The organism is Mycobacterium sp. NGS45, from assembly GCF_059812645.1.
Map to the genome: position 1 here is coordinate 196,798 of NZ_JCALDB010000001.1, position 13,487 is coordinate 210,284.

Annotated in this window: 11 protein-coding genes; 8 read left to right on the plus strand and 3 right to left on the minus strand. The window is 67.4% G+C overall.

Annotated features, from left to right (window positions below; translation table 11 throughout):
• The first annotated feature begins 14 nt into the window (after positions 1–14).
• From AC5Y3P_RS00950 to AC5Y3P_RS00960, 3 genes are all read left to right on the plus strand, one after another.
• Positions 15–1,226: an acetyl-CoA C-acetyltransferase gene (locus AC5Y3P_RS00950; protein ID WP_500044008.1), complete on the plus strand. Its 1,212-nt coding sequence runs from the start codon at positions 15–17 to the stop codon at positions 1,224–1,226.
• Positions 1,227–1,262: 36 nt separating this feature from the next.
• Positions 1,263–3,419, plus strand: a complete 2,157-nt coding sequence (locus AC5Y3P_RS00955) for a 3-hydroxyacyl-CoA dehydrogenase NAD-binding domain-containing protein (protein ID WP_500044009.1) — start codon at positions 1,263–1,265, stop codon at positions 3,417–3,419.
• Positions 3,420–3,542: 123 nt separating this feature from the next.
• Positions 3,543–5,366 carry a S9 family peptidase gene (locus tag AC5Y3P_RS00960; RefSeq protein WP_500044010.1) on the plus strand — a complete coding sequence of 608 codons (1,824 nt, stop codon included), beginning with the start codon at positions 3,543–3,545 and terminating at the stop codon, positions 5,364–5,366.
• Between the two features lie 11 nt (positions 5,367–5,377).
• Here the strand turns inward: AC5Y3P_RS00960 and AC5Y3P_RS00965 are convergent, their stop codons facing one another.
• The gene (locus AC5Y3P_RS00965; protein ID WP_500044011.1) at positions 5,378–5,803 is read right to left on the minus strand and encodes a pyridoxamine 5'-phosphate oxidase family protein; all 426 of its coding nucleotides are present in this window, start codon (positions 5,801–5,803) and stop codon (positions 5,378–5,380) included.
• 59 nt (positions 5,804–5,862) lie between these two features.
• Between AC5Y3P_RS00965 and AC5Y3P_RS00970 the strand changes: the two genes are divergently transcribed.
• The 4 genes from AC5Y3P_RS00970 to AC5Y3P_RS00985 all read left to right on the plus strand — a co-directional run bounded on the left by AC5Y3P_RS00970 (position 5,863) and on the right by AC5Y3P_RS00985 (position 9,202).
• Positions 5,863–6,855, plus strand: coding sequence for an LLM class F420-dependent oxidoreductase (locus AC5Y3P_RS00970; protein WP_500044012.1), 993 nt, complete (start codon positions 5,863–5,865; stop codon positions 6,853–6,855).
• 232 nt (positions 6,856–7,087) lie between these two features.
• Entirely contained in the window at positions 7,088–7,504 is a 417-nt protein-coding gene (locus AC5Y3P_RS00975) for a Zn-ribbon domain-containing OB-fold protein (RefSeq protein ID WP_500044013.1), read from the plus strand.
• Positions 7,505–7,522: 18 nt separating this feature from the next.
• Positions 7,523–8,668 (plus strand): thiolase family protein, encoded by a 1,146-nt coding sequence (locus AC5Y3P_RS00980; protein WP_500044014.1) that lies wholly within the window; start codon positions 7,523–7,525, stop codon positions 8,666–8,668.
• A gap of 60 nt (positions 8,669–8,728) precedes the next feature.
• The gene (locus AC5Y3P_RS00985) at positions 8,729–9,202 is read left to right on the plus strand and encodes a VOC family protein (protein WP_500044015.1); all 474 of its coding nucleotides are present in this window, start codon (positions 8,729–8,731) and stop codon (positions 9,200–9,202) included.
• A gap of 11 nt (positions 9,203–9,213) precedes the next feature.
• Here the strand turns inward: AC5Y3P_RS00985 and AC5Y3P_RS00990 are convergent, their stop codons facing one another.
• Both AC5Y3P_RS00990 and AC5Y3P_RS00995 read right to left on the minus strand, forming a co-directional pair.
• Complete coding sequence (locus AC5Y3P_RS00990) at positions 9,214–10,863, minus strand: DNA repair helicase XPB (protein ID WP_500044016.1); 1,650 nt, start codon at positions 10,861–10,863, stop codon at positions 9,214–9,216.
• Positions 10,864–10,943: 80 nt separating this feature from the next.
• A complete protein-coding gene (locus tag AC5Y3P_RS00995; RefSeq protein ID WP_500044017.1) occupies positions 10,944–13,193 on the minus strand; it encodes a helicase-associated domain-containing protein in 2,250 nt (749 codons plus the stop codon).
• 65 nt (positions 13,194–13,258) lie between these two features.
• Between AC5Y3P_RS00995 and AC5Y3P_RS01000 the strand changes: the two genes are divergently transcribed.
• On the plus strand, positions 13,259–13,453 hold the full coding sequence (locus AC5Y3P_RS01000; protein WP_500044018.1) for a hypothetical protein: 195 nt from the start codon (positions 13,259–13,261) through the stop codon (positions 13,451–13,453).
• Positions 13,454–13,487 lie beyond the last annotated feature (34 nt).

Sequence of the window (13,487 nt, forward strand, 5' to 3'; positions counted from 1 at the left end):
CCTGGAGTAACTACATGTCCGAAGAAGCCTTCATCTATGAGGCCATCCGCACGCCCCGCGGCAAACAGCGCAATGGCTCGCTCAACGAAATCAAGCCGGTCAGCCTGGTCGTCGGTCTGATCGACGAGCTCCGGGTCCGTTTCCCCGACCTGGACGAAACCCTGATCAGCGACCTGATCCTGGGCTGCGTCGGCCCGGTCGGCGATCAGGGCGGCTGCATCGCCCGCACCGCCGGTCTGGTGGCCGGCCTGCCGGACACCACCGGCGGTTTCCAGCTCAACCGGTTCTGCGCCTCGGGTCTGGAGGCCGTCAACCTGGCTGCCCAGAAGGTGCGCTCGGGTTGGGACGACCTGGTGCTGGCCGGCGGCGTCGAGTCGATGAGCCGGGTCCCGATGGGTGCCGACGGCGGCGCCTGGGCCGGTGACCCGGACACCAACTACCGGATCGGCTTCGTGCCGCAGGGCATCGGCGCGGATCTGATCGCCACCATCGAGGGCTTCTCCCGCGAGGACGTCGACGCCTACGCCGCGCGTTCGCAGGAACTCGCCGCCGCGGCCTGGTCCGGCGGCTACTTCGCCAAGTCCGTGGTGCCGGTCAAGGATCAGAACGGCCTGGTGGTGCTCGACAACGACGAGCACATGCGTCCCGGCTCGACCGTGGAAAGCCTCGGCAAGCTCAAGACCGCGTTCGACGGTGTTGGCGCGATGGGCGGCTTCAACGACGTGGCGCTGCAGAAGTACCACTACGTCGAGAAGATCAACCACGTCCACACCGGTGGCAACAGCTCGGGCATCGTCGACGGTGCGGCCCTGGTGCTGATCGGTAGCGAGAAGGCCGGTGAGTCGCAGGGTCTGACCCCGCGGGCGCGCATCGTGGCCACCGCCACCAGCGGCGCCGATCCGATCATCATGCTGACCGGCCCCACCCCGGCCACCAAGAAGGTGCTGGACCGGGCCGGCCTGACGGTCGACGACATCGACCTGTTCGAGATCAACGAAGCCTTCGCCTCGGTGGTGCTGAAGTTCCAGAAGGATCTGGGCATCCCGGACGAGAAGCTCAACGTCAACGGTGGCGCCATCGCGATGGGCCACCCGCTGGGCGCCACCGGCGCCATGATCACCGGAACCATGGTCGACGAGCTGGAGCGTCGCGGCGCCCGGCGTGCCCTGATCACGCTGTGTGTCGGCGGCGGCATGGGCGTGGCCACCATCATCGAGCGCGTCTGAGCGCGGCCGGAACCTGAGAAGAGAGCCTGAAAAGACATGGCAGAGAACACCATCAAGTGGGACAAGGATGCCGACGGCATCGTCACCCTGACGCTGGACGACCCCACCGGGTCGGCCAACGTGATGAACGAGCACTACAAGGAATCGATGCACAACACCGTGGATCGCCTTGTGGCCGAGAAGGATTCGATCACCGGTGTGGTGATCACCAGTGCGAAGAAGACCTTCTTCGCCGGCGGTGACCTCAAGGGCATGATGACCGTGGGGCCCGACGACGCCGAGGCGTCGTTCGCCGAGGTCGAGTTCATCAAGGCCGACCTGCGCCGGTTGGAAACCCTTGGCGTGCCGGTTGTCACGGCGATCAACGGCGCTGCTCTCGGCGGCGGCCTGGAGATTGCACTGGCCACCCATCACCGGATCGCGGCCGACGTCAAGGGCGTCGTGATCGGTCTGCCCGAGGTGACGCTGGGCCTGCTGCCCGGCGGCGGCGGCGTCGCCCGCACCGTGCGGATGTTCGGCATCCAGAAGGCGTTCATGGAGGTGCTGAGTCAGGGCACCCGGTTCAGCCCGGCCAAGGCCAAGGAAATCGGTCTGGTCGACGAACTCGTCGGTTCGGTCGATGAGCTGGTGCCGGCCGCCAAGGCGTGGATCAAGGCCAACCCGGAATCGCACACCCAGCCGTGGGATGCCAAGGGCTACAAGATGCCCGGCGGCACCCCGGCCAGCCCGGCGCTGGCGGCGATCCTGCCGTCGTTCCCGGCGCTGCTCAAAAAGCAGCTCAAGGGTGCGCCGATGCCCGCACCGCGCGCGATCCTCAACGCCGCGGTCGAGGGTGCGCAGGTCGATTTCGACACCGCCAGCCGCATCGAGAGCCGCTACTTCACCCAGCTGGTGACCGGGCAGACCGCCAAGAACATGATCCAGGCGTTCTTCCTGGATCTGCAGGCCATCAACGGTGGGGCCTCGCGTCCCGCGGGCATCGCCAAGCAGGAGATCCGCAAGATCGGTGTGCTGGGCGCGGGCATGATGGGCGCCGGAATCGCCTATGTGTCGGCCAAGGCCGGCTACGACGTCGTGCTCAAGGACGTCAGCCTCGAGGCCGCCCAGAAGGGCAAGGCCTACTCGGAGGGCCTGGAAGCCAAGGCGCTCAAGCGCGGCAAGACCACCGAGGAGAAGTCCAAGGCGCTGCTGGACAAGATCACCCCGACTGCCGATGCGGCCGATCTCAAGGGCGTCGACTTCGTGATCGAGGCGGTCTTCGAGAACCAGGAACTCAAGCACAAGGTGTTCCAGGAGATCGAGGACATCGTCGAGCCCAACGCGCTGCTGGGCTCCAACACCTCCACGCTGCCGATCACCGGTCTGGCCACCGGCGTGAAGCGCCAGGAGGACTTCATCGGGATCCACTTCTTCTCGCCGGTCGACAAGATGCCGTTGGTCGAGATCATCAAGGGCGAGAAGACCTCTGATGAGGCGCTGGCCCGGGTGTTCGACTACACCCTGGCGATCCGCAAGACCCCGATCGTGGTCAACGACAGCCGTGGCTTCTTCACCAGCCGCGTCATCGGCACCTTTGTCAACGAGGCGCTGGCGATGCTGGGCGAGGGCATCCCGGCGGCCAGCATCGAGCAGGCCGGTTCGCAGGCCGGCTACCCGGCGGCTCCGCTGCAGCTGTCCGATGAGCTCAACCTCGAGCTGATGCAGAAGATCGCCGGCGAGACCCGCAAGGCCGCGGAGGCCGCGGGTGCCGACTATCAGCCGCACCCGGCCGAGGCTGTGGTGAACAAGATGATCGAGATCGGTCGGCCCAGCCGCTTGAAGGGCGCCGGTTTCTACGAGTACGCCGACGGCAAGCGGGTCGGCCTGTGGCCCGGCCTGGCCGAGACCTTCGGTGCTTCCGACGGGGCAGCCTCGACCATTCCGTTGCAGGACATGATCGACCGGATGTTGTTCGCCGAGGCGATCGAGACCCAGAAGTGCCTCGACGAGGGCGTGCTGACCTCGACCGCCGACGCCAACATCGGCTCGATCATGGGCATCGGCTTCCCGCCGTACACCGGTGGGTCGGCGCAGTTCATCGTCGGTTACCAGGGTGAGCTCGGCGTCGGCAAGGAAGCCTTCGTGGCCCGCGCCAAGCAACTGGCCGAGCGCTACGGCGACCGGTTCAACCCGCCGGCGTCGCTGCAGAGCTGACGCTCAACGGTCAAACAGTCACAAATGTCCCCCAAGGCCTCGGTCTTGGGGGACATTTGTGTGTCAGCGCCTGTCGACTGTGCGGCAGTATTGAGGCCGCAACACCGATGACGAGGGGCCGCTATGACGGATGCGAAGCTGATCCCGCTCGAAGTGCTGTTGGGCAATCCGGAGCGCGCGGGCGCGCAGATCTCACCGGACGGGACGCGGTTGTCGTACCTGGCTCCGCTCGACGGCGTACTCAACGTGTTCGTCGGCGTGATCGGGGCCGATGATGACCAGCCGGTCACGCACGACACCGAACGCGGGATCCTCACCTACCTGTGGGCGCACGACGACCGTCACATCCTGTATGTGCGCGACCGCGACGGCAGCGAGAACTTCCGGATCTACGACGTCGACCTGGAGACCGGTGTCGAGCGCGACCTCACCCCGTTCGACGGTGTGCAGTGTCGAATCATCAGTCTGCCCAAGCGCTTTCCCAACGACGTGCTGGTCGCGATCAACAAGGACGACCCGCAGCTGCACGATGTGTACCACCTCGACCTGACCACCGGGCAGTTGCGCAAGGTAGTGGAAAACCCCGGTTTCGTGGGCTGGGTGATCGACCGAGACATGCGGGTACGCGGCGGTGTGCAGCCCACCGCCGAGGGTGGCATGACGATCCTGGTGCGCGACGACGAGGGGTCGCAGTGGCGGACGTTGTTGGACGTTCCGCCCGAGGACGCCGAGACGACCGGCCCGATCACCTTCAACGGTGACGGCACGGCGATGTACCTGCTGTCCTCGGTCGGCTCCAACACCACTCGTCTGGTGACGATGGACATCGCCACCGGCGCGATCCAGACGCTCGCCGAAGACCCGGTCTACGACATCAACAACGTGGTCTTGCATCCGGACACCCGGGAGATTCAGGCCGCGACGGTCTACGGGGAACGGTTGGCATACCGCATCTTCGATGAGTCGATCCGCGGCGACCTCGAGGCACTCGCGCAGGTGAGCGCGGGGGACCTGGTGGTCACCGACCGCAGCCACGACGACGGCACCTGGCTGGTGGCCTTCGACCAGGACTCCGGACCGGTGCGGTTCTACAGCTGGGATCGAGCCTCGAAGACCGCGACGTTCCTGTTCGACCATCGTCCAGAGCTCAACGACTACCCGCTGGTGCCGATGGAGCCGTTCAGCTTCACCGCGCGCGACGGCCTGACCGTGCACGGCTATCTGTCCTTCCCGGCCGGCGTGCAGCGCTCCGGGTTACCCGCCGTTCTCAATGTGCACGGTGGGCCGTGGACCCGCGTCGGCTGGGGATTCGACCCCGAGTCGCAGTGGCTGGCCAACCGCGGCTACGTCGCGGTGTCGGTGAATTTTCGCGGCTCGACCGGCTACGGCAAGGAATTCCTGAACGCCGGTAACCGGGAATGGGCCGCCAAGATGCACGACGATCTGCTCGACGCCGTCGATCATCTGGTGGGCAAGGGCCACGTCGACGCCAAGCGGGTCGCCATCTACGGCGGCTCCTACGGCGGGTATGCGGCCTTGGTCGGTGCGACGTTCACACCGGACGTGTTCGCGTGCGCGGTCTCGATCGTCGGGCCGTCCAACCTGAACACCCTGATCGCGTCCTTCCCGGAGTACTGGAAGCCGATGATCCAGTTGTGGCACAAGCGAGTTGGGGACGACGCGGACTTCCTGTGGTCACGCTCGCCGCTGTCCCGGGTGGACGCGATCAAGATTCCGATCCTGATCGGCCAGGGCGAGAATGACCCCAGGGTCAAACGCGCCGAGTCCGAGCAGATCGTCGCCGCGATGGCCGAGCACGGCATCGACCACGAATACGCGCTGTACGAGAACGAAGGTCACGGCTTCGCCAAACCGGAGAATCGGCTGGACTTCTACCACCGCGCAGACCGGTTCCTGGCCCGGCACCTCGGCGGGCGCGCGGAGTGAAACCGCTTGGCTCAGAATGAACCGAGATCCGCTGACAGCCAGCGCTGCGGCTCGAGGTAGATGGTGACCTGGTCGCCGTAGGACTCGCGGGCGTAGGCCAGGTACCCATCGAGCTTGTCGGCCGGTACATAGCGGGCCGCCATCTCGACGACTTGTTCGTCGGTGCTGGGTTCCACCTTGCTCACCGCGCCCTCGACGCTGACGTAGCGCACCGAGGGTTCGACCCGTTCGGTCATCAAGGTGAACCGCCCGGCGGCCTCGATGAGTTTGTGCTTGCGCGAGTTCAGTCCGGTCAGCACCCAGGGTTGACCGCCGGGACGGTACTGATACCAAATCGGCACGGTCAGCGGAGCTCGGCCGACGCCGCCGTCGACCGACAGCGCTGCCACGTACGGTTCGGCGAAAAACAGTTCACGTTCTTGCTTTGACAGGGCCATGTTTCACGGTAACCGCCGGGCCTCTGCAGAAATTTCCGTTCTCGTCCTAGAGTCGGGCCATGCGCTTTGGACTGTTCATTCCGCAAGGATGGCGACTGGACCTCGTCGGCATCGAACCCGCCCGACAGTGGGAGGTGATGCGCGACCTCGCTGGCTACGTGGACCAGGGTGGGATCTGGGATTCGCTGTGGGTCTACGACCACTTCCACACCGTGCCGGCACCCACCGGCGAGGCCACCCACGAGGCCTGGTCGCTGATGTCGGCGTACGCGGCCACCACGTCCCGGATCAAGCTCGGGCAGATGTGCACAGCGATGTCCTATCGCAACCCGGCGTATCTGGCGAAGGTGGCCGCCACCGCCGACATCATCTCCGGCGGCCGCATCCAGATGGGCATCGGCGGCGGTTGGTACGAACACGAGTGGCGCGCCTACGGCTACGGGTTCCCGTCCGCGGGCACCCGGCTGGCGCGCCTCGACGAGGGCGTGCAGATCATGCGCGACGCCTGGCGCGACGGCGTGGTCAGCTTCGACGGCGAGCACTATCAGGTCGACGGCGCCATCGTGGCGCCGCAACCGCTGCAGGACGGCGGTATCCCGCTGTGGGTGGCCGGCGGTGGCGAGAAGGTCACGTTGCGGATCGCGGCCAAGTACGCGCAGTACACCAACTTCACCTCCGAGCCCGAAGCCTTCAAACACAAGTCGGCCCTGCTTGCCGAGCACTGTCGTGAGGTTGGCACCGACTTCGATGCCATCACCCGCTCGACGAACATCAACGCCATCATCGGGCCCACCGAGCGCGACGTGCAGGACCGGCATGCACGCATCCGGTCCCGGATCACCGCGCTGACCGGGGAGAGCGCAGCGGACGCGATGCTGAACTCGATGAGCACTCCGCAGGCCGGCAGCGGGACGCCCGAGCAGTTGATCGAAGCGCTGCAGAATCTGCGCGACCTGGGCTGTGAGTACGTGATCTGCTACTTCCCGGAAGCGGCCTACGACCGATCCGGTGTCGAACTGTTCGAGCGCGAGATCATCCCGGCCTTCGCCTGAGTGCGTCGCGACGGCGTCCGCCCCTGCCGGCCCGGGGTATCAGCCTGCCGGCCCGGCCCGCGGCTCACCCTGCTGACACTGCGTTTTCATACGCCCGCGACGGCGTGTCGCGTATGAAACGGCAGCGGCGCCGGCAGGGGGAGGCCAAAAGAGAATGACCTTTCCGGTTTCCGACAACGGTGTTGTACGCTTCCGGAAGCGCATTATTGGCCACGACTGCGGAGGATCTTCCATGCCCCAGAAGGCGCTCGCGCCCGAGATTTCGACCTGGCCCGACGAGAACCCGCAGCTGATCGGTAGTCAGTGCGGCGCGTGCGGGGCCACCGTCTTCCCGGTGCAGGATCACTGCCCCAAGTGCAGCAAGCCCGAGATGAGCGAGGTGAAGCTGCCGCGTCGGGGCACCGTCGTGGCCTGGACCACGCAGGGCTTCCCACCCGGGGCGCCGTACGCCGGTCCCACCGGCAAGGACTTCGTGCCGTTCGGGGTCGGGCTGGTCCAACTCGGGGACGTCATCCGGGTCGAAGGCCGGCTCACCGAGAACGACCCGGCCAAGCTGCAGTTCGGCCAGGAAGTCGAACTCACCATGATCCCGTTCACCACCGACGACGACGGCAACGAGGTCGTCACGTTCGCCTTCAAGCCGGTTTAGACCAGAGGTAACACAGACATGAGCAATGACGTCGCGATCATCGGTGTCGGCCTGCATCCGTTCGGCCGCTTCGACAAGCCCGCGGTGCAGATGGGCGCCGAGGCCATCCGACTGGCGCTCGCGGATGCCGGGGTGGAGTGGAAAGACATCCAGTTCGGCTTCGGCGGTAGTTACGAGGTGTCCAACCCGGACTCGGTGACCCGACTGGTCGGCCTGACCGGTATCACGTTCACCAACGTGTTCAACGCCTGCGCCACCTCGGCCAGCGCCATCCAGCAGACCGCCGACACCATCCGGCTGGGCAAGTACGACATCGGCGTCGCGGTCGGTCTGGACAAGCATCCGCGCGGTGCGTTCACCGACGACCCGGCCAAGCTGGCCCTGCCGCAGTGGTACGCCGAGAACGGGCAGTTCGTCACCACCAAGTTCTTCGGGATGAAGGCCAACAAGTACATCCACGACCACAACATCAGCCAGGAGACCCTGGCGCGGGTGGCCAACAAGAACTTCCGCAACGGTGAGATCAACCCGAATGCGTTCCGCCGCAAGCCGATTTCGGTCGAGGAGATCCTGGCCTCGCCGGCACTGAACTACCCGCTGACGCAGTACATGTTCTGCGCACCCGACGAGGGCGCGGCCGCGGTGATCATGTGCCGCGGCGACATCGCGCACAAGTTCACCGACAAGCCGGTGTACGTGCGGGCCAGCGAGATCCGCACCCGCACCTACGGCGCCTACGAGGTGCATGCCACCTCCGCGCCGCTGGATTCGGATCCGGCCCCCACGGTGTACGCGGCCAAGGCGGCCTACGAGATCGCCGGCATCGGGCCCGAGGACGTCGACATCGCCCAGCTGCAGGACACCGACGCCGGCGCCGAGGTCATCCACATGGCCGAAACCGGACTCTGCAAGGACGGTGAGCAGGAGAAGCTGCTGGCCGAGGGGGCCACCGAGATCGGTGGTTCGATCCCGGTCAACACCGACGGCGGTCTGATCGCCAACGGCGAGCCGATCGGTGCCTCCGGCCTGCGCCAGATGCACGAGCTGGTGCGCCAGCTGCGCGGCGAGGCCGGCGAACGCCAGGTGCCGGGGCAGCCCCGCGTCGGCTTGGCTCAGGTCTACGGCGCGCCCGGCACCGCCTCGGCCACCATCCTCTCGCTGTAATCGACACAGATCTGGCCCGCGTTGCGATGAGTTCGCGACGCGGGCCAGGTCTGTATCGGTATGCCAATCATCACGCCTTGTCTCTGGTTCGACGACAACCTCGAAGAAGCCGCTGAGTTCTACACCGCGATCTTCCCGAATTCCTCGATTATCGGTTTCCACCCGTACACCGAGTCCGGGCCGGGAACCGCGGGCTCAATCGCGTACGGAACCTTTGTCCTGGACGGGCAGCCGTTCATGGGCATCAACGGTGGCCCGCATTTCCAGTTCTCCGAGGCGGTGTCCTTCGAGGTGCGCTGCGCCGACCAGGCCGAGGTGGACTACTACTGGTCGAAACTGTCTGATGGCGGCCAGGAATCGCAGTGCGGCTGGCTCAAGGACCGGTACGGACTGAGCTGGCAGATCGTCCCGCAGCGGCTCTACGAACTGGTCTCCGACCCGAATCCCGCGGTCGCCGACGCCGCCAACGCCGCGATGTACCAGATGCGCAAGATCATCGTGGCCGATCTGGAGGCTGCGGTCGCCGCGGTGTGAAGCGGGCTCGGCTAGATCGCCGGACCCAACAGATCGTCGGCGTCGCGGATGACGTAGCCGTAGCCCTGCTCGGCCAGGAAACGCTGCCGGTGCGCGGCGTACTCGGCGTCCAGGGTGTCGCGCGCGACCACCGAGTAGAACACCGCGCCGCCGCCGTCGGCCTTGGGGCGCAGCAACCGGCCCAGCCGTTGCGCTTCCTCCTGGCGGGATCCGAAGGTGCCCGAAACCTGAACCGCCAGTGAGGCTTCCGGCAAGTCGATGGAGAAGTTGGCGACCTTGGAGACCACCAGGGTGCGGACCTCGCCACGCCGGAACGCGTCGAACAGTTCTTCACGTTCGGCGTTCTTGGTGGACCCCTGGATCACCGGAGCGTTCAACTCGGCGCCCAGCTCGTCGAGCTGATCCAGGTAGGCCCCGATCACCAGGGTGGGCTCGTCGGGGTGTTGCTTGAGGATCGCCCGCACCACCGCGATCTTGGAATGCGCGGTGGAACACAACTTGTAGCGTTCCTCGGGTTCGGCGGTGGCATAGATCATCCGCTCGTTCTCGGTGAGCGTGACCCGGACCTCGATGCATTCGGCCGGTGCGATCCAGCCCTGGGCCTCGATGTCCTTCCACGGCGCGTCGTAACGCTTCGGGCCGATCAACGAGAACACGTCGCCTTCACGGCCGTCCTCGCGAATCAGCGTGGCGGTCAAGCCAAGTCGACGTCGGGACTGCAGATCCGCGGTCATCCGGAACACCGGCGCGGGCAGCAGGTGCACCTCGTCGTAGATGATCAGGCCCCAGTCCCGGCTGTCGAACAACTCGAGGTGTTTGTACTCACCCTTGGTGCGCCGGGTGATCACCTGGTAGGTGGCGATGGTGACCGGGCGGATCTCCTTGCGCTCGCCGGAGTACTCACCGATCTCCTCTTCGGTCAGTGACGTGCGGGCGATCAGCTCGCGCTTCCACTGCCGGCCGGCCACGGTGTTGGTGACCAGGATCAGCGTGGTGGCGCCGGCCTTGGCCATCGCCGCCGCACCCACCAACGTCTTGCCCGCGCCGCAGGGCAGCACCACCACGCCGGAGCCACCCGCCCAGAACGAATCCGCGGCCATCTCCTGGTAGTCGCGCAGCGCCCAGCCGTCCTGGGCCAGGCTGATCGGATGGGCCTCGCCGTCGACGTAGCCGGCCAGGTCCTCGGCCGGCCAGCCGATCTTGAGCAGCATCTGCTTGACCCGGCCGCGTTCGCTGGCGTGCACCACCACGGTGTCGTCGTCGATCCGCGCACCCAGCATCGGGGTGATCTTCTTGTTGCGCAGTACCTCTTCGAGCACCGCGCGATCCAGGCTCACCAGGGTCAGGCCGTGTGCCGGATGCTTGATCAGCTGCAGCCGGCCGTAGCGGGCCATGGTGTCCACGATGTCGACCAGCAGCGGTTGCGGCACCGCGTAGCGCGAGTAGGTGACCAGCGCGTCGACCACCTGTTCGGCGTCGTGACCGGCCGCGCGGGCGTTCCACAACGCCAGCGGGGTGATCCGGTAGGTGTGCACGTGCTCGGGCGCGCGCTCGAGCTCGGCGAACGGTGCGATTGCCGCGCGGGCGTCATTGGCCAGCTCGTGGTCGACTTCGAGCAGCACGGTCTTGTCCGACTGCACGATCAAGGGTCCATCAGTCATCGCCGACCACTATATTTCGCGACTCCGACGCCGCGCTGGTCAGTGTGGCCTGACCTGGGGAAACAGCAGGATGGCGCAGTTCAGTCGGCTGCCGAGACCGACGTGACCCGGTGCACGGCGAACTCGCGCACCCGCCCGGAGCCCTGATCGAAGGCCATCAGCTGACCCCCGCGGATGTTGATCGGAGCCACGACGCGCTGGGTCGCCACCCCGGCCGGATCGATGTAGCCGAGCAGCACCGAGCGCTGCTCGAGCGCGGCCTGCTGCAGCAGGCCGGCGGCCCGGGTCGGGTTCAGTCGCTGCTCACCGAACGGGGCGCTGACCACAGTGCGCAGCACCGAGACCACCGCAGCGAGCGTCTGGCGGCTGGGCAGGGTGGGTCGATGCCGCGGGATGCCGGTGGAGTTGGGTGGTATCGGCACCCGGGCGCCGGGCCGACGCAGGTCGACGATGGCGCCGGCAGCGTCCTCGGCGGCCGGTGCCAGGCCCGCGCTGCGCAGTGCGGCCAGCAACTCGGCGATCGGTGCCTGGCACACCGCCACGGTGGGCGCCAGCAGCCGCAGGTCCAGCGGGGCCACCATCGGGGAGCCCAGCGCCTGCGCCAACAGCGCCGGGTCTTCGCAGCGCACGAACGACGACGCCATCCCCACGCGCAGCTGTCCGTGCCGGCGTGCGACGTCGTCGATCAGGTAGGTGAGGCCCTGCGGCACCGGAGTGCGGGAGTGCTTGGCGAAGAACGCATGCAGACCGCTGGCGCTGCGCCCGGTGTCCAACGCGTGTCGGATGGTCTGCTCGCTGATCCGGTAAACCATTGCGGCACCGGCTGATTCGACGCTGGCCACGGCCGCCAGTTGGTCGCTCAGTTCACGTCGCAGCGGACCGGGCACCACCACGGTCAGGTCGGCCTGCAGCAGGAAGTGGTCGACCGGATCCGGCAGTGCCCGCTCCATGGCGGCGATCCCGGCCTCGGGTCCGTCGTCGAGCAATGCGCGAGCCGCCGACGTCAGGGCCCCGCGTCCGACGATGCCGAGCGCGTGCGCCTCCTCCAGCAGCTGGGACACCGGTTCGGGCTGCAGCCGCGCGGCCCAGCGCGGGCGCCGCCAGATCATCGCGCGGGAGGCTTCGTCGGCGGTCAACGGGGTGCCGGCGGGCAGCTCGGCCAGCGTGGCCAGCAGCAGCTTTCGATCCAACGGAGCGGCCGAGGAGTACAGGTAATCCGACAATGCGGCATACGGTTTGCCGTCCGGCCCGCGGCGACCGACCAGGCTGGGCCGGGTCGGCAGCTCCAGCCAGGCCGAAGCCAGCAGTTCCCAACGTTCGGCGGTGTCGGCCTCGGCGAACCGGTCGGCGGACACGGTCGGCGCCCAGTGCGAGTCGGCGTCGGTCTCGGGTTCGGGATCAGGCAGTCCCGGTGCGATCAGACGCGCCCCGGCGGCCAGTTCGAGCACCAACGCCAGCCGGGACTCGGCGAGGCCGACCACCTTGGCCAAGCGTTTCAGTTCACGAACCCCGATGCCACCGGTGCGCAACTCCGGCACCGGGGCGTTGCCCATGGCCTCGAACACCACCTCGACGTCGCGCAGCAGGTCGATGACGGCGCCGGCGCCGGCCGCGTCGGCGTCCACGGCGGCCGCCGACGGATCCGGACCCGGAGCCCGCAGACCGATCGGGCCGGGCTGCTGCCCGCGCAGCAGCTGCCCGATCAGTCGCGGCAAGATCACCGATTCGGCGTCGAGTTGACGCAGTAGACCAGCGGCCAGCAGCCGCTGCACCGGCCGGTCGGCGGGAGTGCCGGGGGCGGCGTCGCGGGTCCGGCCCACCGGGGAACCCTCCAGCAGTCGGTCCAGCACCGCCCGGGCGTCGTCATCGAGACCGTCGAGCTGGACGGTCAGGGCCGCGACGTCGACGTCGGTGTCTTCGAGCACCGCCTGACCGGGGTACCAGGGCAACGCGCCGGCGACCTCCGGCGTGACCCGCAGCAGCGGATCCCCCCACACCAGGGCGCGCTCACGCAGGTCGTCGAGTGCTGCGGTGACTTCGGTCTCCGGTACCCGTTCACCGAGGGCCGCGAGCACCTTGGTGGTCGGCACCGCCGCGGTGTCGGCCTGCAGCACCAGCAGCGCATCGAGCACCGCGAGCCGGAGAAAGTCCAGGTCGTCGGTGGCTGCGCGGACCGACTGGCGCGCCTGTGCGCGGGCCGCGAGCGCAGCGATGCTGCCCGGCGGCGGCTGGGCCAGATCAGGTCGCAGCTCGAGCAGCCGGACCAGCCCGTCGTCGGGCAAGTCGGCCAGCCAGGCGCCCAACGGCACGCCCGGGGAGTGTTCGGTCATCGCTGACCAGCGTAAAGCAGCCTCCCTGACGCGCCAGTCGGCCATGACCTGTCAGAATGGTCGACGTGTCTGACATTGCTGAGACGAACAAGCGCCGCTACGTCGATCCGGGCTGGCCGACGACCGACCCCGACGACCACGCCGTGAGTGAACTGGTGTCCGATCGCACCGGCTCGCTGTCGCCGTTCGGCGAAATCGAGTTCCCGCTGCCGGTCACCGATCTGCCCTACGTGCACCCGGTCACCGTCGTCAACAGATAGTGGTTCGGGGCCCGGACGCTTCGCCGCTCTCCCA

What these genes read in the sequence shown, in the direction of transcription:
- AC5Y3P_RS00950 (WP_500044008.1), top strand. Translation starts at nt 15, where the DNA reads ATGTCCGAAGAAGCCTTCATCTATGAGGCCATCCGCACGCCCCGCGGC.
- AC5Y3P_RS00955 (WP_500044009.1), top strand. Translation starts at nt 1,263, where the DNA reads ATGGCAGAGAACACCATCAAGTGGGACAAGGATGCCGACGGCATCGTC.
- AC5Y3P_RS00960 (WP_500044010.1), top strand. Translation starts at nt 3,543, where the DNA reads ATGACGGATGCGAAGCTGATCCCGCTCGAAGTGCTGTTGGGCAATCCG.
- AC5Y3P_RS00965 (WP_500044011.1), bottom strand. Translation starts at nt 5,803, where the DNA reads ATGGCCCTGTCAAAGCAAGAACGTGAACTGTTTTTCGCCGAACCGTAC.
- AC5Y3P_RS00970 (WP_500044012.1), top strand. Translation starts at nt 5,863, where the DNA reads ATGCGCTTTGGACTGTTCATTCCGCAAGGATGGCGACTGGACCTCGTC.
- AC5Y3P_RS00975 (WP_500044013.1), top strand. Translation starts at nt 7,088, where the DNA reads ATGCCCCAGAAGGCGCTCGCGCCCGAGATTTCGACCTGGCCCGACGAG.
- AC5Y3P_RS00980 (WP_500044014.1), top strand. Translation starts at nt 7,523, where the DNA reads ATGAGCAATGACGTCGCGATCATCGGTGTCGGCCTGCATCCGTTCGGC.
- AC5Y3P_RS00985 (WP_500044015.1), top strand. Translation starts at nt 8,729, where the DNA reads ATGCCAATCATCACGCCTTGTCTCTGGTTCGACGACAACCTCGAAGAA.
- AC5Y3P_RS00990 (WP_500044016.1), bottom strand. Translation starts at nt 10,863, where the DNA reads ATGACTGATGGACCCTTGATCGTGCAGTCGGACAAGACCGTGCTGCTC.
- AC5Y3P_RS00995 (WP_500044017.1), bottom strand. Translation starts at nt 13,193, where the DNA reads ATGACCGAACACTCCCCGGGCGTGCCGTTGGGCGCCTGGCTGGCCGAC.